This is a genomic window from Stenotrophomonas maltophilia group sp. Smal32 (genome assembly GCF_030237085.1).
Classification (GTDB): domain Bacteria; phylum Pseudomonadota; class Gammaproteobacteria; order Xanthomonadales; family Xanthomonadaceae; genus Stenotrophomonas; species Stenotrophomonas maltophilia_Q.
The window spans coordinates 1-19,778 of sequence record NZ_JASJSI010000014.1 but is presented as its reverse complement, the minus strand read 5'-3'; the positions used below and the strand labels follow the sequence as shown (position 1 = coordinate 19,778).

The 19,778-nt window shown below is 57.7% G+C and carries 19 protein-coding genes; 11 read left to right on the top strand and 8 right to left on the bottom strand.

The genetic code is table 11. From position 1 onward, the window contains the following. The first annotated feature begins 9 nt into the window (after positions 1-9). The gene (locus QRO91_RS05335) at positions 10-783 is read left to right on the top strand and encodes an NYN domain-containing protein (protein ID WP_049450268.1); all 774 of its coding nucleotides are present in this window, start codon (positions 10-12) and stop codon (positions 781-783) included. A 512-nt stretch (positions 784-1,295) separates the two neighbouring features. Here QRO91_RS05335 and QRO91_RS05330 read toward each other — a convergent pair. Further along, positions 1,296-2,825, bottom strand: coding sequence for a MobA/MobL family protein (locus tag QRO91_RS05330; RefSeq protein WP_164207794.1), 1,530 nt, complete (start codon positions 2,823-2,825; stop codon positions 1,296-1,298). 230 nt (positions 2,826-3,055) lie between these two features. Between QRO91_RS05330 and QRO91_RS05325 the strand changes: the two genes are divergently transcribed. Beyond that, positions 3,056-3,259 carry a hypothetical protein gene (locus tag QRO91_RS05325; protein WP_164207796.1) on the top strand — a complete coding sequence of 68 codons (204 nt, stop codon included), beginning with the start codon at positions 3,056-3,058 and terminating at the stop codon, positions 3,257-3,259. Positions 3,260-3,325: 66 nt separating this feature from the next. Continuing rightward, positions 3,326-3,823: a hypothetical protein gene (locus tag QRO91_RS05320; RefSeq protein ID WP_164207798.1), complete on the top strand. Its 498-nt coding sequence runs from the start codon at positions 3,326-3,328 to the stop codon at positions 3,821-3,823. 502 nt (positions 3,824-4,325) lie between these two features. On the opposite strand, the gene QRO91_RS05315 is transcribed toward QRO91_RS05320, so the two are convergent. From QRO91_RS05315 to QRO91_RS05300, 4 genes are all read right to left on the bottom strand, one after another. After that, positions 4,326-5,093: a HEPN domain-containing protein gene (locus QRO91_RS05315; protein WP_164207800.1), complete on the bottom strand. Its 768-nt coding sequence runs from the start codon at positions 5,091-5,093 to the stop codon at positions 4,326-4,328. Positions 5,094-5,705: 612 nt separating this feature from the next. Continuing rightward, a complete protein-coding gene (gene herA / locus QRO91_RS05310) occupies positions 5,706-7,475 on the bottom strand; it encodes an anti-phage-associated helicase HerA (RefSeq protein WP_164207802.1) in 1,770 nt (589 codons plus the stop codon). Further along, positions 7,472-8,773, bottom strand: coding sequence for an SIR2 family anti-phage-associated protein (locus QRO91_RS05305; protein WP_164207804.1), 1,302 nt, complete (start codon positions 8,771-8,773; stop codon positions 7,472-7,474). Before QRO91_RS05305 ends, herA begins: the two co-directional genes overlap by 4 nt. 373 nt (positions 8,774-9,146) lie before the next feature. Continuing rightward, entirely contained in the window at positions 9,147-9,386 is a 240-nt protein-coding gene (locus QRO91_RS05300) for a hypothetical protein (RefSeq protein WP_164207768.1), read from the bottom strand. Between the two features lie 387 nt (positions 9,387-9,773). Between QRO91_RS05300 and QRO91_RS05295 the strand changes: the two genes are divergently transcribed. Both QRO91_RS05295 and QRO91_RS05290 read left to right on the top strand, forming a co-directional pair. Next, positions 9,774-11,165, top strand: coding sequence for a site-specific integrase (locus QRO91_RS05295; protein ID WP_164207806.1), 1,392 nt, complete (start codon positions 9,774-9,776; stop codon positions 11,163-11,165). Positions 11,166-11,267: 102 nt separating this feature from the next. Then, positions 11,268-12,758 carry a hypothetical protein gene (locus QRO91_RS05290; RefSeq protein ID WP_239591823.1) on the top strand — a complete coding sequence of 497 codons (1,491 nt, stop codon included), beginning with the start codon at positions 11,268-11,270 and terminating at the stop codon, positions 12,756-12,758. Here QRO91_RS05290 and QRO91_RS05285 read toward each other — a convergent pair. From QRO91_RS05285 to QRO91_RS05275, 3 genes are all read right to left on the bottom strand, one after another. Next, positions 12,755-13,810, bottom strand: a complete 1,056-nt coding sequence (locus QRO91_RS05285; protein WP_164207808.1) for a DUF3800 domain-containing protein — start codon at positions 13,808-13,810, stop codon at positions 12,755-12,757. The two genes, QRO91_RS05290 and QRO91_RS05285, sit on opposite strands and share 4 nt — an antisense overlap. A 71-nt stretch (positions 13,811-13,881) precedes the next feature. Next, entirely contained in the window at positions 13,882-14,133 is a 252-nt protein-coding gene (locus QRO91_RS05280) for a hypothetical protein (protein ID WP_088429173.1), read from the bottom strand. Continuing rightward, positions 14,130-14,471: a helix-turn-helix domain-containing protein gene (locus tag QRO91_RS05275; RefSeq protein ID WP_088429199.1), complete on the bottom strand. Its 342-nt coding sequence runs from the start codon at positions 14,469-14,471 to the stop codon at positions 14,130-14,132. Before QRO91_RS05275 ends, QRO91_RS05280 begins: the two co-directional genes overlap by 4 nt. 111 nt (positions 14,472-14,582) lie before the next feature. Between QRO91_RS05275 and QRO91_RS05270 the strand changes: the two genes are divergently transcribed. The 6 genes from QRO91_RS05270 (at position 14,583) to QRO91_RS05245 (ending at position 19,035) form a co-directional block, all read left to right on the top strand. After that, positions 14,583-15,356 (top strand): hypothetical protein, encoded by a 774-nt coding sequence (locus tag QRO91_RS05270; protein WP_164207810.1) that lies wholly within the window; start codon positions 14,583-14,585, stop codon positions 15,354-15,356. A 69-nt stretch (positions 15,357-15,425) separates the two neighbouring features. Next, the gene (locus tag QRO91_RS05265) at positions 15,426-15,737 is read left to right on the top strand and encodes a hypothetical protein (protein ID WP_164207812.1); all 312 of its coding nucleotides are present in this window, start codon (positions 15,426-15,428) and stop codon (positions 15,735-15,737) included. After that, entirely contained in the window at positions 15,734-16,072 is a 339-nt protein-coding gene (locus QRO91_RS05260) for a hypothetical protein (RefSeq protein ID WP_285310308.1), read from the top strand. Before QRO91_RS05265 ends, QRO91_RS05260 begins: the two co-directional genes overlap by 4 nt. A gap of 567 nt (positions 16,073-16,639) precedes the next feature. Further along, complete coding sequence (locus QRO91_RS05255) at positions 16,640-17,764, top strand: hypothetical protein (protein WP_285310307.1); 1,125 nt, start codon at positions 16,640-16,642, stop codon at positions 17,762-17,764. A 348-nt stretch (positions 17,765-18,112) separates the two neighbouring features. Then, a complete protein-coding gene (locus QRO91_RS05250) occupies positions 18,113-18,385 on the top strand; it encodes a hypothetical protein (protein WP_171968763.1) in 273 nt (90 codons plus the stop codon). After that, on the top strand, positions 18,385-19,035 hold the full coding sequence (locus tag QRO91_RS05245) for a hypothetical protein (protein WP_171968764.1): 651 nt from the start codon (positions 18,385-18,387) through the stop codon (positions 19,033-19,035). Before QRO91_RS05250 ends, QRO91_RS05245 begins: the two co-directional genes overlap by 1 nt. The last annotated feature ends 743 nt before the right edge of the window (positions 19,036-19,778 follow it).

Below are 19,778 nucleotides of genomic sequence, written 5' to 3'. Positions count from 1 at the left end.
ACCAACAAAATGGCAAACGGATCCGCCGCTCACGATAGCAAAGTGGCTGTGTTGGTCGATTGCGACAATGTAAACCCTGAGATCGTTGACCATGCCCTACTGATGGGAGCGCAGTTCGGCCGGGTGGTGGTTCGGAGGGGTTACGGCAACCACTCCACGCTGACCAAGCGTTGGCAGGAAACACTCGTCCGGCAAGCGTTTACCCCATGCCTGCAATACCAATACGCCGCTGGCAAGAACACGGCGGACATCGCGTTGGCGCTGGACGCCTTAGAAGCCATGTTCGACCAGCGCGCAGACACCTTCTGTTTGGTCACCAGTGACTCTGACTTCGCCTACCTGTGTCGTAAGCTTCGAGAACGAGGAGCCACGGTTTGCATCGTGGGTGAAGCTAAGACGCCAGAGGCGTTGCGTAACGCCTGCGACCAGTTTTTTGAGTGGCAACCAACGGAGTCGAATGCGACCTGCGAAGAGTCGCCTGCTCCGACTGCTAAAGTCGCGCCCAGCAAAGCCGAAGTGGCCAAGCCGATTCCCAAACGCCGCCCTCGCTTCCTTGTCGACGCGGTTGCCTTACTAGCCGATGGGACCACGGACGGGGAAGTGGTGCTAGGGACACTCGGCCACTATCTGAAGCGGACTGACCCATCCTTCTCGCCGAAGGCCTACGGCCACTCCGGCCTCCTGGACATGATCCAGACATATGACCTGCTGACAGCCACACAAGCGCCCGGCGGGCATTGGCTAGTCAGACTGGCACCACAACCCGAATCGACAGCTGCATGACTTTGTTACCGGCAGGCTTCTGTCATCCCTAGGCATTGAGAGTCAACTTCAATATTTGTGAACCAGCGCAGATTCCGTCTCTTGCCAAACTGGGACGAAGTGCTTCGATGTGAAGACCCTTCATACTGAGAGCTTCAGAGATCCAATGCCTGCCAACGTAGAACTTCGCATCGCCAGCCGCCTTCTGCCCGCCCTCATGGCGCAAAGCGGGACCAGAGACGTCGCCGAACGCGAAGCCGATATTCAACACGCTCTGGATGTAGCCGCCGCTCTGATGCGCCGGTTCGCAGCATCACCTGCCGGACAAGCGCAGCAAGCCTATGTGCCCAGCGCCGGGGCGCGACCTGCCCCACGGGCGGCGACTGTAAGCCGAGATCAGGTGCCGCCAACGTTCATTTCGCCCGACGAATGGCGCAAGGCACGCGGGCTGGCTCCCGCGCCGGCTCCTCGAAAGCCTTCTGGACCGACGATTCACTGAAAGGCAAAGCCCCGCATCTGCGGGGCTCTTTCGTTCAATGGAGGGTGGGCGGCCGTGGCTTCAAAACTGGCACCGGGGAGTCGGCGACAACCGGAGCCATGGTCTGGCACTCAAGGACGAACTGTGACGGCGAAGGCATGGCCTCCAGTTCGGTCGCTCTACGAAGAACATCCGCATCGACCTCCGCCAATGCCTCGGCGGAGCCCCGCGACCGCGCCTTCTCCAGCTCCTTGGTCCGTTGCTCCAGCGCAGACAGGCGGCGCTCCCGGCGCTGCGTCCATTCTGGGCGCGAGTAGCCGTTGGTTCCCATGGGGTAGTCGGTGTTGAAGCGCTCCCATTCGTGCTGAGCCAGGTGATGTAGGCGTTCAGCCCTGCCCAGCGACACCAATCGCAAGGCACGCCCCAGGATTGCCGCTCGCAGTGCCCGGACCTGGAGAACCGCCTTGGTGATCCACTGCCGTAACGGGACGGTCTCCCCAGCCCGCCCAAGTTCGGCTTGAGCCCATTCGAGACCAGCACGGATGCGCTGGGTCGCCAGGTCTGCCCTGGCGCGCGCGATGTCCTGAAGGTCTCGCAGGGCCTGAGCCACGCGCTCGGCGAGGCTGATGGGCCGCTGATCTTCGTTCGCTTCGTGCTGGCGGCCCAAGACCTGAGGCAGCCGCATTCCGGACACGCCTCGAATCTCCAAGCCAGGAGCCAAGCCCCGCATGGAGGACGGCCGGCCACCTTGGCCATGACCGACTGACGGATGCATGGGCACGGCCCTGCCCTCACGCCCAGCTTGAATGGTGAAATGGTCCAGATGTTCGGCGTTGCCGGCCTCAATGGCGTCATTCTCTGCTACCAGCCGGCTGTCCATGCCCTTTCGGGACAGCGCGGCAGCCGCCTTGCCCAGGTGCTTGGTCGGCTCTCGAGACAATGCCACCGCCTGGAGTTCGTCTCCCCGGTCCGACGCCGCCCGAGCCTGCTCTGCCAAGCTGCGGTGGTCAATCGTGACCGTCAGGCCAGCGGCTTCAAGATGTGCGTTGGTCGTTTCAGCGACCATTTCCCGGACCCATTGAACCTGCACTTTCCCCGACACGCCCCCATCGAGCTCGCGCGTTTTCTGTCCAAACCCATCCGGACCAATGCGCCTGGTGCTGGCAAGCAGGTGCACGTGATGGTTGAGCCCGTCCGGGGTTCCAGGGGAGTGAATGCTGGCTTGAATGGCGAACTGGTAGCGGTCTACCAACGCCTCGGCAATGGAAAACGCCAAGTGTGCGCGCTGTTCGTCCGAAAGCTCATGGGGCAACGACAGCTCGAACTCGCGAGCCACCGTAGCGTCCTTACGGCGCTCGGCGGCTTCGGCCACGGCCCAAAGCTCGCCGGGCACCAGCGCCCAGTCGGGTGCATCTGGCGGCGCGAGGCAAAAGGTTTCGACAACGCCGCTCCTACGGCGGTAGTCGTGCTGTTGCCCGGTCGCGAAATCGGACAGCAGTAGACCGCCCCGATAGGCGGCTGCGGCGACGGCGGACTGGCCCTTGCCTCGGCTGAAGGTTTTGACTGATGTGTGGAAGATGGCCATAAAGACTCCTGTGAAAACAGGTTCTTTATGGATCAGCTTTTGCCGTTGGCAAGCCTCGCAGAGGCTTGGGGTCCCAGGGGCGAAGCCCTTGGCGCGCGCATCCGCCAGGATGCCTAAGTGCGCTCTTCCAACCTTGGACAGCCTCTACAAATCTCAAGAAGAATCCGTCTCTCATCTTGCTATGATGCAGGCATTGACGAACAATCCAGTATCTGACAAGGAGATCGCGGATGAACAAGGCTACGGAAGAACGTGCGAAAAAGCTCCTCGCGCAGGTCAGCGCTGAACTTAAAGGGTTCGAGGACGCCGACGCAGATACTACGATTCGCATTCCAATCTCGATTCTGGATGAAATGGAGGATCTTCTTACTTCAACCCTCCAGCGTGGAAGGATTGGTCGCGCAGTTAGGAAGCCGGGTGGCTCAAAACTTTAGATCCTGAGCATTCGAAGATACCGGCCCAATCGGGCATGTCGCGCACCGAATGGTAGGTAACAGTAAATGAGTTGGCCTCAGGTCATAAGTAAAGGAAAGAAATATGATCTTTCCCACTTGGAAGATTTCTCTAGAGACATCATCATTGAAGGCGCGCGAATAACGCTTTCGATATCTTTTGGCCCCCATGTCTTCTGCGACGAGAAGGCAAACGGCGATCAGATCCCATTTTTGGCGGCTGAGCGCTATTTCTGCATTGCGCGATACGAAGAGAGCTTTAACGTAGTTCACCACATGGCCAATCGCTTCGAAGCTGGCCATGTCAGGGTCTTCAAGAAAAGCAAGAAAATCAACGGCGACTGGGTATCCGAGGAACAGATGTATCAGACGGAACTCGAAGGCGTTGCCATTTTCATGATAATCCGCCACCCCGACCCGGGCGTGCTTCATCTGAAAGTAATATCCTCCTATCCGCTCAAAAGCATCCACACCCTGCCGAAAGGCAAGCTCTACACGGTGATGGTCGCACTCAAGCGTAAGCTGGCAGACTTGCCCCTCATCTGATCGCTCAGCTTTTGCAATAGTGAGTTTTTTTACAGCTCCCAAGCAGCGCGCTTGCTATTTAGCAGGATCTGGGGCTTTGGTTAGCGCCCAGCGGCCAACTAACCGGACCCATTGCACGCTCCGTCAGCCGACCCTCGGAACAATATAAAAAAAAGCGCCCCATTGCTGGGGCGCTTTTCGAAGCTTATACTCGGATTTCTCTTTCCGGCTTTACCGAAACCCCGCTCCAGGCTAGGAATGGACGAATCCATCGAGACACCTACACCTTCTTACAAATCTTTACGCAAGAAGGACTTCCGGTTTGTCGGTGTAGACGTATACTCTCCCATTCACGCCAAGTCGTCCACACCATAACCGGAACACATTGTTTCATACGTGGAACAGATCGAGGCCAAGGTCGTCATTGATGCCGGTGACCTGCGGAGAAGGACCTTTCATCCCTTTAACGTTCATCTTGCATGCTATCAGCGCGCAAGGCGTCAAAGATGATTGAAGCAATGCCTCAGCCCAGCTTCATCCAACGCTTAGCGTCTTCCACAACAGCCTGATCATCGGTCATATCAAGAGGCGAGTTCACGACTCGCCAGCCCGCAGACACGCGTGCGCGCTTTCGGCCGGCATTGTTAAATCGGAGATTTCGCCACACCAGCCCTTCTCTGGCAGGATGATTCCTGTCTGCCAGGATTTTCTCCAAATCACCGTTGGGGAGATGCCCTACCTTGGGTGTGGCGATGCTTCGGGCGGCAATCGCAGCCACATTCTTCCTGAAGAGCACCGCGGACGGGGCATCAGCGTAGTGGGCCACGTCAAGGGGCTCGCAATACTGTCGTAGACGCCAAACGAGCAAATCTAGGCCACCCAACTCGCTATCCTCCACTTGGTAGGAGCGAACCAGATAGCGATCAAAGTCCCAGCGGACGAGGTTGTCCAACGTCTCCTGCTCCACCTCTGTCAGCTCTAAATCAAGTGACAGCTTAGTTCGAACGTCGTCGAACGCGTCCGCCAGTCTGTGGCCAAGGCGCTTTGTGTCGCAGCGATTCAGCATAAGGATGCATTTTAGATACTTCTCGACCGCCTGCTCGGCTGCCGCCAGATACTGCGGATACAGCCTCGCTCTCATCGCCAATCGCGCAGCAATGTAGTCCCCGTCTCCTGTGTCCCGAAAACATCGAATAGCGAAGAGATTGACCCTCGCGTGAAGCGTTGGCGGTCGATAGGCAGCTCGCGCGGCCGCGATCTCCGCTCCAATGTCTCGGTTTTTCATCTTCAACCGCGCCTCCCGCACCACATATCCGTGTAGATGTGAGCGCAAGCCAGCTTCCAGCAGCTCGACGATGATCCGACCAACGTAGGGTGGAGAGCAGCAATGTAACCATCGGTCATGATAAAAAATCCTGGTAGTCTCCACGGTCCCAAGATCGGTAGCGCCAAGGAAGGACTTCCTCCAATGCCGTAACCCGTGGCTCTGGCATAAGTGATAGCGCAGCTGTGCCCAAACGCAAGCGCTCCAAGCGATCGTTAGGCACGAACAGCCACGGCCGAACCGTCCAATCGGCTGGGATACCGCAATCCCTGGCTAGGGCTGTCCGCAGGCGTTCCCAGTGTTCATCCCAGCTCCTCAACCGATTCAGCAGGGTTGGTAGGCGGGCCGCATAGGAGATTTCGCACAGATAGGCAGCCCGGTCCCGGACGTTCACAGCGACCGCGTCGCAATACCAGTGGGGCCCGCTGGTGTCCGGATTACTGCCCGGATTCAACTGGATGCAGCACTGAGGATTGACGAAAAGCCTGCGGTCAGCCCGCAGGAAGTCTAGAACTACCCCCTCGAAATGATCCACGTTGCCCTACCTCTGATGCTTACTGCCACTTGGACCTAGCCACCCTACAAGAATTCGTTTACGTCGAGCCCGTCGTCGAGACTATCAGCCCATTGGTTGAACCGCCCGTCCTCCGAACGAGGCAGCGGGTCCGCAGTCGGAGCCCGGATCAGGGTAGCCATCTGTAGGCTGCCACCAAAGGCCAAGGCGTTCTGACGAGCTAGACCAGCAATGCGCCGGACCTCCCGTTTGTCCGCCCACTCACTAGCAGACTGAATGGCCGAAAGGTCCTTCTCCGACGACAGCCGGAAGGACACCCAGGTGTTGCACTGCGAAAGCACGGTTGGAGAGATCTCCGATGGGCGCTGGGTGCTCAACCAGAGCGCCAGTCCGAACTTGCGCCCCTCTTTGGCTAGGCGCTCATATGCCAAGGCGTTGTTCACGGCCTCGTCGCCGGTTCCCATCTGGCGTAGGTAGTGGTGCGCCTCCTCCAGCACCAACAGGGTCTCCCGCTTGTTCTCTTGGCCACGGCTAAACAGCTCGAAAGCATAGAGCTCCAAAACAGCACCCAGGACAAAGGGGGTCAGGTCATGAGATACACGTCGGAGGTCAACGATGTGCACCCGCCAGTCGACCTCATCACCGCCAAATAGTCGTTCCACGACCGCCTTTGACTCGTTGCGCCAGCTGAGTGGGCCGCCGCAGCCCGCGCCTCCCGCGACGTCAACGACATCTTTGAACATGTCATCGTCAGTGAAGCGGGCAATGCGTGTGATGAGGGGAGAGATGTTGCCGTAGTTCCAGGCATTGCGCTCCAATCCTTTGTTGCTTGGCGAAATGGCGTGGCTATCTGCTATTAGCGGCCCCATCGCCTGCATGGGCGGCCATGCTGAGGCGACGGGAGCCGTTCCTGCTCTTAGGCCTTGAATAATGGCTTGAGCATCCAACACCCTGTCGCCTCTACAGTCATCAAAGAGCGAAGCCTGTGTGTCGCTCTCGAGGCCTGCACCCTTAGAAGACGCAAACCACTTAATCTTGTTCAAATGGTCCAAGGCAAAGGTCAGGGCGGGCCGTTGAGTCTTGTCACTTGGCAACAAAAGACGTTGCAGGCCAAGGCGACCCAATGCGTAGTAGGGGATGCGGTAGCTGTCCGAATCCGACCCACCGATCCGAGTGACCTTGATGGCATTCGCAGGGTAGTTGCTGGCGGGGAAGGCGTCTTCGTATTCACCGTTGATATCGAAGATGACGACGCGCGCCTTAGGCATCTTCGCGATCTGCTGGAGCACCGCAGCCGTAAAGCAGCTCTTGCCTTGCCCTGAGCTGCCGAGCACCGCCACATGCCTGGACACTAAACTCTGTAGATCAATGGTCAGACGGCCGCCGCCTCGGAGGTCATCCCCCAAGTGGATGTCCGCCGGCGTGGCTGCGTCACCACCCAGGATCGATGAGAGCTCGTCGTCTGTTAGCGGGAAGGCCTCCGCACCCAGCGCCGGCGAGGAAAGCGAATCCGATACGAACGTTAGTCGTTCAGAATCGCGGCGCAGTCGACCAACCACCAAGCCCGTAAGGTGACGCAAGGGTTCGGAGGAAGCCGAAGTCCCCGAAAGTCCGACCCGATGAACCTCTTTGGGCTCAGCGAACGACAGGGATTGAACCTTCATCACCAGCAGCCGCCCACCGGATTCAATCCCTAGAAGGCTGCCAACTTCAGTGACGACCGAGACGCCATGGACGTGAGCAGCCAACTGGCCCCGATGGACATCCATCAGGTTCAGAGTGATATCCACGCCATCGATTTGGACAACATAGCCTATGGCTTGGCGGCTCCTCATGGCTCGTCGTCCTCGGTCCCATCTGGCTTCTCAGGCATCAGTCGCCTGCGCAGATCTGCCAGCTCCTGATCGTAGACCGTTGGGTCTGGAAGATCATTTGCTAAGGCGCTGGTGAAGGCCCTACTTCCCCCACCAACGATGGTCAGGCGTGGCGTCTGAAGAGCAAGGAGTCTTCGCACGGTTTGCGGAAGGTCCGTCGCTGAGGGGTCTCCCTTGAACTCAGGCAAATACACGACTACCTGGAGAGTGGGATTGAGCAGGGCGGAGCGGATGAGACGGTTGATGTGCTCGTCGCCGAAGCCATAGCCATTTATCAGCAGAGCCGTCTGCGGGCGGGCCATGAACTCCGCGAATCGTCGCAGCAGTTCGCCCATTACATAGCCGACGGTCTGAAGATACTTGGCAGCGCGGGGGAGGACCAAGTAGCTCAGCTTGTCCGCGAACCCTGTCAAGAACTCATCGATATCGCGCCAAGCTTCAGACGCCGGCACCTCATACAAGCTGTGGTCAACCTCTTTCCAGGTCAGCGAGCCGTGGAGCTTGGCCAAGTAGACGTTGTAGACGCCGAAACGGGCTTCGCCCTTGGCTTGGGCATTGCGGAACCCGAGGTCGAAGCTCTGGGGTGAGAAGCGGCGGCTGTGCACGCCCAGGAACCCATTAATGACCTGAAGGTCGACCGATTCGGCTGCCCATTCAATGGCTAAGTCGTAGTTGGTTGTGAAGATCCAAGGAGCCGGTTGACCAGGCTGACGAGCAGCAGTGAGCTTCTGAAGTATGGAGCGATGTGCTCCCAGCTCTTCGGCTAGATCAGCACCTAACGGAGACGTCCACCAATCTTCCTTCAGCTTCGCGGCACCAACTACAGATCTGAAAAGCGCTGCCCTAGCGGCTTGGGCTCGGGTGATTTCCGAGCTCTCTTGGCGCTCCCACTCAAGGATGGCTATCTCCAGCCTGTCCAGCAGCACTTCAAAGTTGGGCAAGCTGGCAGTGAGCCCTGTGATAAACGGATTTGTCGATGCCGTGGTAGCTCCCGCAGACAGAGCCGGAAGTGGCGGAAGCGGCAATCTCCGCTCATCCTCGGTGATGAACTTCTGGGACAGAAGCCATTCCGCATCGGCAGGACTGTCCCTCAGGAAGGATGTCCACAGCGTCCTCATCGTCTGCCCGCCCGCGGAGCACGATGCCCCTGCCCCCAACAGCAGGCCTACGTTCTCCAGTCGCAAAAGAGATGCGAGGTAAGCCTGCAGCTCAAGCTCGTCCGTGATCGGCTTTCCGCCGCGATACGCAGTAATACCCATAAAGCCCCCTGTTTCCGTGTCGCTGCCCTCCCCTGCGCACAGGCCGGACCGCAGCGTTCAAGCGCAGCTGTAGGAAGCACCCTAGGCCCCTGCTGCCGAAACTACTTTGAAGTCTGTGACCAGCCACCCGTAGGCGTCTGATAGAGCGCCCGGCAGGGAAGCCCTATCAACACAGGCGATCTCGACTTCGGACGGAAGCATCACCGACGCGCCATCCACGTCCCAAATGATGTCGTATACCCGAAAGATGGTCATCTGCTCCCCCAGCCACGGTCTCTCCTGAACTCAAAAAGCCACTCCCCTCCTTGGAGGCGCGCCCTCGCTTTCCTAACCACACAAGAAGGAGGGAGGGCGTAAGCCCTCCCCCCATCCGTCACTTCTCTTCGAAGTGATGGTTGTTCTGACTGGGCGGGAAACGTTCGCCCTTTTCGACGCGGCGATCGCTCGAGCTGCCCGCATACGTTCCCGTTGCATCGTTGTACTGCCCATAGGTCGCAGTCTTCGGGCACTCCTGCCCGGACCAATACTTACCACCAGCCATCGCAAACTCCTTCTGTCGAATGTGGGAAAACTCGTCAGGTCCCTCCTGACGCATCGATTCTGAGATCGCCATCACAGAATGTAAAGCGTCCGATACCTAGACACGGCGACGAACCACTGCCAGTCCTCGATAGGTGTCACCAACTGATTAACTGCACTTAACAAACTAACAAAATCGAAAGTCGTTTATCTTGCGTTCATGTTGAATCGCACCCTTTGTTAGCTTATGCCAGTTAAACAGTACGGTAATGACTCCGAAAATGGGCTGACCTGACCAGTGCAAGTTATTGATTCTAATGTAAACGCCACCGTGTTTTAGGGCGGTACGATTGGCTAGTCAGACGTGCAAAATGGCACCTCTCAGACGATGCCTAAGGCCGTGAATAAAAAGCCGATTTTTCGTTGACGATTTTTAGGCCCGCAGTATCTGTACTTCCATCCTTCAGATGGAAGCAACGCAGTGACCTCCCCCACCTCGAAACACCTCAACTCCTACCTCGCAGACCCGACGGGCACTCTCAAACTGACAAACGTGCGCATTGGCCGCGTCCGCATCGGTGAAATGATCGTCACTGGCCGAGAAGCAGCCATCCATGCTCAAGAGATCATCAACGACGCCTGCGAGCGGACCCGTCGAGCGCTCCTTGGAAAGAATGGCACGCGCCACCCTGAGCCTCTCCCCGTCGCCGCACCCGCCCGATTGCTGTCTATCGAGATCCGGGACTACCTGGCTGACCGCGAGCGCATGGGCCTGACACGCAACACCATCGAGGCCACGGCGCGGTCACTGAAGATGCTCCTTATGGCCTGTGGGGATATTCCCGTGTCGCGGGTCGACCATGTGCATATCTACCGACTCTGGGAACTGATGCGTTGGGCTCCACCTCTTCTCCAGTCGGACCCTCAGTATCGGAACTTCACGTATGAGCAGGCGGTGGCTCAGGGGAAGGCGCTCCGCGTCCAGCCGCCCGCACCGGCCACCGTAGAAAAGCATCGACGGTTCCTGGTCACCTTCTTTGGCCGGCTGGACAAGGCAAAAGCCATTGTGGGCTCCCCCATGCACTTTTTCCCAGAGGCGAAGAAGGACCTGGTCATTGACCCCGACAAGGCCGAGCGTTTGTTTGACGAAGAAGATCTGTGTCGCATCTTTGCCCCCAACACATTCATCCCCTGGGCCATGAAAGCGCCCCACCGGTGGTGGGTGCCGATGATTGGACTCCACACGGGAGCGCGCATCAATGAAGTCGCTCAGCTGAAGTTGAACGACATCGTCCAAGAGGCTGGTGTGTGGTGCATCAAGATCCAGAAGACGGTAGACGCGGACCTGAGCCACAGAGACAGGAACCGGAGCCGCCAAAGCCTAAAAGGCAAAGCAGCCGTTCGGACGCTCCCCATTCCCCAACCGCTGCTCGATGCTGGTTTCCTGGCGTTCGTGGAGGACATCCGAGCTTGTGGCCATCCTCGCCTCTTCCCCCACTTGTCTGCCGGCGTGCGACGCGACAATGGCGACACCAACGCCCGTTACAGCCAAGGCGTCCTCAACCAGTTCAGCCGATACATGAAGGATCTCGGCTTTCCTAAAGGCGTCGGGTTCCACGCTTTCCGGCATACTCTTGCCACGGAGCTGCATCACATGGGGGTGGCCGACGAGGACATTGCCCTGGTCACCGGCCACTCCATCAGCAAGCGGGTCCCTGTGCTGCACGAGGCCTATTTCCACAAGAAGCCAGCGCAGGCACGAACGAAGCAGATCGCAGTCCTGGAGAAGTATCGCCCTGATGTGGCACTTCCGGTCTACCAAGCGGGGCAGTTCAAGGCGGCGTTGTCGGACCCTCGGAAGTTCTACCCTTGATAGCCTCGCGCAGCGGCGGCCCCAGGCGACGGGTCGGCACGGGCATCCGCCAGGCCCGCGTTAGGGCCGATAATGGGCCTCCTCATCGGAAGAGGCCCCAACGTGACCTACAATCAGCTCGCAAAGATCGCTGCCAACTTCGGCTTGCGAGACTCCATCGTTCATATCTGGGCCTATAGCCTGCATGTTGGTTATGGGCACCAACTCCCCATCGAGTATGAGCACTCTCGGCCAGGGCTGCCGAACCAGATCAAGGCCTACACCTTCGAGTTCTACCTAGATCTCTACCTGAGAGAAGTGCTTCAGCACGCAGGAGCCTCAAAAGGCGCTCGCTGTTCACTGCGAAACTGGCAAGACCTAGGCACGCTGCACAACGCCATCCGTAGCTACAGCGATTCTAAGGCAAGGTGTGACCTGGATATCTGGACAACCATGCACCGAATCGGCCACCAACAGCTGCCTCATTTTGATCGATTTGGCCCCGCCTACTTTGGACGCTACTGGTCACTTTACAAGCGGGGTCGCCTTTCAAACGTTGTTTTCAACGCACTGGGACTGACATCGGAGGACTACTTCCTGCTGGCCGGAGCTACCCAAGCGCTCTTCATGAGCAGCTACGAAGTGCCCTTGGCCCCGCAGCTCGCCAAGCTTGGCCTGAGTCCCTCGGTGGTCGCAGCCCGAGTGGCAGCAATCACTGGCACGCCCAGGCTATTACGCGACCGATGCAAGCTGGACGCTAGGTATGATTCTTCGTGGGACTACACACCCAACCCCATTGTCGTAAGGCCGCTCATCCAGCTCCGCGCCGACGCACCAGATCACCTTGCCTGTCCGCGACCACAGTTGTTGGGGAAGCGCTTACTCGCCGGGCTCTTTTATGACCTCGCGGACGCTGCCGGCTTCGCCCAAGCTTACGGCGATGCATTTGAGGAGGTGGTAGGGGATTGCTTTGGCCTCATCCAGGGCGAAACGGCGGCTGAGCGTCCCGCCCCATACGTAGTGAATGGGGCACAGCACCAAGGCAGTGACTGGCTGCTGACGGATACCAACGCCACCGTGTTTGTGGAATGCAAGACCATGCGCATTCCCATCCCGGCAAAGCTTGCGGCTAACCCGGGCGATCTGGAGGCCGGCCTGAAGCGTTTGGCCAAGGCAGTCGTCCAGAACTATCGCAATATTCTTGATGCAACGTCGGGCCGAGCAGGCATCCAAGTGCTAGACGGACCGATTTATTGCCTGGTCGTCACCCTGGAAGACTGGGTGCTGTTTGGCGACAAGTCCGTTGACGCGCTTTCGACCCTGGTGGAAAGCGAGCTCGAGGAACGGGGCATGGAAGCCGGAATCCAAGAGCGCTACCCCTTTGCCGTCGTAGGCTATGCCGCGCTTCCGCAACTGGTGGATTCGATCAGCCAGCACGGACTGCGCATCTTTACGGAAAAGTCGACTCAACGCTTCAAAGGCTACCTCTTTCCGCAGTTCTTGAAGGAGGCCAAGCTCTCCAACGGGGGAGCAGCATCCTCAATGTTTGAACGGGAGTGGCACGACTTCATGGGAAGGCTCAGAGCACGATTCCCCAAGGCCTCCATCTCTTAACCCCCTGAAGGCTTTGCCTTAGGGCTATTGCGGCCCTTGGCCGCTCTCTTGTAGACCATTGGCCTACAGGTCCGTTTTGCATTCAGGGCCGCGCGATACGCTGTCCCTCCCGCCAACTGCTCTTCGCCCAATGTCATCAGGTGGATGGAGGGATTGGGCGTTTGCCCCTCAACCGTCATCACCCCCAGAAGACGCGCGACGCCCTCGTTGTCCTCAAACTCCCCCCTCAGCACCCTGCGCCAGGCCGACGCCAACAGGTCGGCCACTTGAATGCCAGGAACATCGTGCGAGCGAACGAACTTGGAATCTCGCATGACCGCTCCCAAGTTCACCGCGGACTTGATCGTATGATCAACCGCTTCTTGGAGGTAGGCTGGAATGTCCTGGGGGGCACTTCTAAAGTTCCTATCGAAGTGGGAGTAGTCGAAACCCTCCACGAAGACACCGGGGTCTCGAAAAGACTTTGCCTGGATGATGCCCGGGGTCATATGAGTAATCGTCTGCTCGAAAATCGGTCGAACCGAGTTCTTCTCATCCATGCGCCATTTGAAGCTGCTTAGTGTCGCCGGCAAGCGTTGGACGTAATAAAGCGTCGCTACCCGAAAGACCTGATCCAGCAGGCTGATTTGCGCCACCATCTGGGTGTAGAGCTGTGGAGAAAGACGTTCCAGCCTGTCCGACAGATCATCGATGGAAGCACGTCCCTCTTCATAGAGCATGTTTGGACGATTGGCTCTCACGCTCTCGACCTGCTTTGCTTGGTGCGCCACCACCACTTCGGGGTCTTGATGACCCAGGTCAATCGCAGAGACGAAGAGCGTTGCTTCGAGCTTACCAAGCTCGCCCAGGAAGCGCGTCAGGTTGGCTTCTGACAGGTCTTTCAGTTTGACCTCATCTTGGATACCGCGCCCCAAGCGCCCTTTGAGCAGTGCCAGCGACTGCTCTACCTGCTTCCTGGCCACCTCTGGGACGACATACCCAGCAACGACGCACCAACTGTTGCTCTTCTCAGCAGAAACGAACGTGCCGGATTCATCGACGTAGATAAACATGCGGTCTCTTCCATGGACGCGTTTGGATAGGAAGCTGACTGATGGTCGAGGTTCAAGACCCGGCAGAAGCCTCAATCGCTGCTGTTCGAATCTTCAAACATGGCGGACAAGACCAGTGCCGCGCCTGTGCAAAAAGCACCAAGGGCGGCCCAGTAGTTCATGTCAGCTGACAAGACCAACATCGTCTTTGAGAACTGCTCGGGAGCACCGGGAGCATCCATCAACTCGCGCTGGATTCTGGCGGACATGAACCAAAAGAAGCCTGAAAGCAGCGAACCGCATGAAGCGAAGAAGATCATCAGCTTCCAGATAACCTTCTTCAACGCCCTTCCTCCGATTTAGCCAACATGTCCTTCAGGCGCTGGAGGGCTTCCTTCTGCTTGGCGACCGGCAGCCTGGACACCAACAAAATCACTTCGGCCAGCGTATCTGAGGTTGCATGGAAGTAAGCGACCGGAAGACCTAGCGCTTTAGCTAATGCCTGAGAGGTCGCCGGGTCAGGGTCATGTTGACCCGTTTCGTAGCGGCTCACTCGGGTCGCCCCCGAGACGGAGTCCACCATTCCAATCCGCTCCGCCAGCTGCGCCTGTGTCCAACGCTTGGCGAGCCTGGCGCTTCGCAGGCGCTTGCCATAGACCGTCGTAGGCGTTTTGGGCTGCATCCGGATTCTTGCACCAAAGCTGAACTCCTCCCAAGTCTGACTGTTGGAACCCGATTGCACATCTGCGATTATCGTAAATGCCGCCGGCGTGGCGGTCTACAGGGGCAACTAATGAAGGACACCACAAGGATGGCCGCCGTCCTGGCGGCCGCGCTGTTGCTGAGTGGCCAGAGCGCATCGGCCCAAGAAGCCGCCCAGCCCAACCCGGAGTCAGGGAAGCCCGGCTTCTTCAGGCAGCTCGGGAAGAGCTTGAAAGATGCTGGCGGCCAGATGATTGGAGTGAAGCCCACCGGGGCTACCGCCAGTCAAGCCCCTGGCAAGCAGCCGATCTACACCCCGGTCAGCGGGGCCGGAAAGATTCAAGGGCTCTTCAAGGGTGACAACCATCAGCTGGCCCAGCAGGGACGGCTCGACTGGCCCCGGGTGTCGCTGACGTTCCAGGAGTGGGGGGCGTCTCTGCCCTGCTGGACGATTGAAGCGCGTGTGTGGACCAGCCCCTCCGCATCGACCACCGAGGTGTTCCGGACCTGCGCCAACGCGGCATTGACCGAGGTCGACGACTTGGGCGACATGGCCGAGCTCAACACCGCCGCCCTGTGGAAAGGCAGGGATACCTTGACTGGCGTTCGGGTGCCCTCCAGCAAAGCCAACACTGGGGCCAGCCGCTCCACTGGCCCTAACCCGCCCAGCCAGCCGTTCGTCCTCAACGTGAGCCGACCAGGTGTGTCCGACCGGGCCGTCGACGTGGCGCTTCGCGTGGCCTGGGTCTCTGGGTTCATTCGGACCGCCGACCTGCACCCTGGGGCTTCCGGGATCCTGACTCCGTTCAAAGACGGCCGGATGTGGCTCGCCGGCTTCAAGGCAGACGGGAACCGCGACCGGTAAGCCCTGTCTTTCGCCATCCATTCAGGGCGGCCTATGGCCGCCCCAATCATCACCCTCAAGGATTGACCCATGAACGCAAGGTTTCCCCTGGCCGGCTTGGCCATTGCACTTACCCTCACTGCTTGCGGTGGCCCGCCGTCTACTAACGATGCCGAAAGGGCACTCGCCACCCTTCTGGAGGAAAGCGGGGCTGGACGGGTAGGCGACATCCGCGACTTCGAACTGACCGGATGCGTAGAGGCCCAAGACATGGCGGGCTACCGCTGCGACACTAAGGGGAAAGTCTCCATCGATATCGGCGGCCGCCAGGTGCCCATTCCGGTCAGCAAGAACCTTAGGTATGCGAAGGAGTCAGGGAGCTGGAAGGCCTACGCCAAATGAGCGTCCCTCCCCCTCTTCTTGACCAGTCGCCCCCTGCCCGCCGCAAGTTAATGGCCCCCAGGGACCGATTCTTCTGGTGGTATTCGGGTGCCCTGCTTCTCACTGGACCTTTCGGATTCGTCGTTGGGCCGCTCATGGCCCGACGCGCAAGCCGGAAGGCGGCTCGGCTCTACCCGGCAGAAGCCCGGGTAGCCCAGGCGCGGGACAAGGGCTTCTCATGGTGGCAGTGGTGGGCCATGACACTGCTGACCCTGATGGGCGCGGTGGGAGCCATGACCATCATTAGCGGCCTCCCGATGTTCCTCTTTGTCATGTATGCCCAGCTGACCCAATAACCAAACAAGCGTAGAGGACCTGAAGGGCCGCCATTGGGCGGCCCATTTCTTTTCCGTGCGCCGACCCTCTTGACTAAGCCAGCCGCCGATATAAGTTCCGTCAACATCAGGGGCGGAACATGACAAGAATCGAACTAACGCACTTCCTTAAAAAGATTGGAGTAGCAATAAATCAGGAGCGGATAGACGACTATCGCTGGGCATCACGGCCTCTCGGAGCGCAAAAGCCAATACTTCGATTCCGGACACTGAACGATGCCGAGAACTTCTGGATGAAATACTGCCGCTATATTCTATACAAGGCCATTCAGATTGATGAGTCCATAAGCAAAGCAGCGGATTCCAACCCTGACGTCATTGACTCAATAGCACGCTGGCTGGACCCCTCGACGCCCGACGCGTATCCACCCGACCTTAGCGAGGCAGCAGCCCGCCTTCCTGAATACCATCGGCCTCAGCGGTGGAAGCTGGAAATCATGAAGCTCGCTAGCGAACTTGGGCCCCTGCATGATGAGTGGGCAGTGCAAAGGGCTTGCCACTATCGCAGCCTATCCAGATTTGGATACCATGACGCTTCGACCAAAAACCGTGAGCGACTTGGTGACAACTCCGACAATCCATGACTGGATTTTGAGTGAGCTGGATGTGTTTGAGCGAAGCCCGCCAGCCAACTACCTTAGCGCGGCACTCCAGATCGCAGTTTTCCACCTACTCCGATCTGGGATATCAAATAATATTGATGAAGAAAGCTTTACCGCGGCGCTCCTTGGTTCGTTCTGTGAATCCTGCCAAGTATGTGTGGCTGGTATGCCACCTACCAGCAACTCATCCTTGACATGGCGGAGGCACAACAAGAGCGGTAAAGGAAAGCTTGGAGAGTCTGCCACAGGAGCAGATTTCGCCTTGATCATTCGCCACAGCAATGACTTTGCTCGAGCAGCGGTCTTTCAAGCAAAGAATGGTCAATCGGATGTAGGCAGCTTCAAGGCAGAACACCTCTCCCCTGCGACAGAACGTTACCCCAGCGAACAACAATTCATTCGGCTAAGACGTTACTGCCTTAGCACCCTCGCGGACATTAAGAAACTAGAGGAAGCATCACTAGATCTGAAGAATATAGGGTGGGCACACTATCTTATCTACGAAAACTCGGCAACCTACTGCTCTCCCTTGAGCTCTCTGACCATCCTCAATGATCGAATCAATAAGAATCAGTCACCTGGCACCGTAAGATATAAAGAGCATCCTTACTCCAACTTCGTCGACGTTCTTCGGGATGGGTGCAGCCAAGAGCCTGGAGTTCAACCCGACTGGCTTAGCCTTGAATCGTCTCGCGAGATTTCCGCTTTCGTTGAGGCAGCAAAAGATCTCTTCGATATCTACGAGGCAAGTGTGGATCCCGCAATGGATTGGGTCCCGCTAATCGAAGACCGCGAAAGTCTATCCAACCAAGATAAGATTCGATTGATAAAGGACAATCTTCTTTCGCCTTCGGCCAAGCCATCAGTGCAAGCGCCAGCACCCGAACAAGGATTAGAATCGGCAGTCCCATCTACTGTCCCAACCCCACAGCAAGCCATACGATTTCCAACTCTAAAAGAGCGACAACATCGCAAGGCGCTCGAAAACGAGAAAGAAGATGGGAAGTTGGATAGGAAGAACAGCTCAGGGAGGAAGCCTAAAAAGTCTTAGGTGTAGAATGGCGGGACACAACACAGGACACATGTCCGGTTTGCGAACTGCTGCAGGGTCAAGGGGTTAGGTTGGAGTTGATCCGATCCCCCTCTCTCCGCCATATAAAAGACTAAGCCCCTGATTTCAGGGGCTTTTTCTTTACCCGGCAATCCGAAACCAACAACTGTCCCATCACCGAGTGATGCGCGCTTTAGGGAGTGAAGAATCGATGCCGTCTTTTCGGCGGCTCGAAAGACAGGATGACACGTTCCCACCTCGACGCTAGACCGAGCCCTTCCTTAGCGGACGTTGCGCACGTGAGGGTAATCCTGTGAAATCAGCGTAGGACAAAGGGGGAAGTACTGCATGGATTTTTCCGGTGACTTGGATGCCTTCGCTGCCGAGCAGAAAAAGCGCATCGAAGAAATGTTACGCCTGACAGAAGAGAACGCTAGGTCCGTCTTAGCGGAGCTGCTAGGGGACGGGGTCAACACCATCACTGCGATTCGGCTAAACGCTGACACTGGCAAATTCTATGCAGTGGAAGCACCTACAGTGATCATTGAAGCGCTAAGGAGTGCGGGGCTCCTTGAGGAAGAGGGTGGAGACGATTCGGCCACCACAGAGGGAAAACTCTAATGCGCGCCATCTGTTTCGTTCTTGCAACCAGCGTCTTGCTGGGCTGCAATCAAAGCCCGCCTAGCGCTGCGCCGCGCGTTGAGCCTTCTGAGCCCGCGCGACCTGAGCCGTCCAAGTCCGTCCTGGGGCTAGAACTGGGTCAGGATGCCAATCTTCCAGAGTGTGCAAAAAGTAGAAATTACGGCTCGATCTACTATGCGACCTTCAGCACAAACATCTGCTGGAAAGACGTGTCGGCCAGCGACAGCAAATCACTGAAGCCCAGAGAGATGCCGAAGGAAGGAAAGCTTCAAGCCATGTTCCCAAGCAAGGAAGTACCTAGGGGAGTGTATGACGTCGCCGACGTTGTCGTGCTTGGGGGGAAGATTGAGCAAATTGACTTCAAAACGCTCAGCACGGCTGACCAAACAGAAGTATCGACGATGCTTTCCAGCAAGTGGGGAGCCCCAAACCGCACCAGCGTAAGCGAGCTTCAGAACGGCTTTGGAGCTCGATTCTCCAGCCTGCAAGAACAGTGGAACTTTGCTGACTTCAGCATCATTTATATCGGCTTAGTCAATCATGAAGAAGGGTTGATAAGCTTCCAGTCACGAGCTGCATTCGACTTGGAGCAAAAGCGTCAAAGGGAACAAAGCGCTCAGGGCTTCTGATAAGAGCGCCTACGTGGTGATCTCTAATAGGTGCCCTATCGACGGGCTAGCAATAGTGCTTTAACGCCGATGACTAGCCTGAAACACGGGCCACACGTACAACCATGGAGCGAAGGCTAGCCCTACAAATGGGCCAGCCCCAGCTTCCCTAGCCATTGCGGCGGGCTACTAGTTCTATTTCGTCCACAGAGATAAGGGTGGGCCTTTGGTCGGGTATCCGTGATCTAATCCTTTTCCAGGACATTCATCAAGCGCATACCACGTCAATCCATAGAGATTGCAGCGGTTCCGACCTCCTTGCCTAGTCCTAATGAGGAAACCGCCGCCTTCAAGCTCTTGTGTCGCCTTCTGAAGGGTGGAGCGCTGCCATCCCCGCACCTTGTGAATCGTGTGCGCACAAGTCAGGTCACCGTTGTTGTAGCCCCTGTACTGGGCAGCAACCTCCAACAAAAGCGCGCGTGCGGGCCAAGAGAGCCTTTTGTATGCCGCAGAGTTAATTACAGCCTCAGGCACAAGACCGAAGTTGCCCGTCGTCCTCCGACCCTTGATCTTGTCTCGAAATTTTCTAGCCACGCTGTTGTCCCGCTCGTGCGTCCAGATTTGCAAAAATAGAAGCGGTGAGTTCAACCCGTCAATGCAACATGATCAACAGTTGCACTGATAGGAGCGAACGATATGGCAAGGATGGGGCGGCCCGGCATGTCTCGAGCCCAGAAGCGAGATCTATGGCGACGATGGAAGGG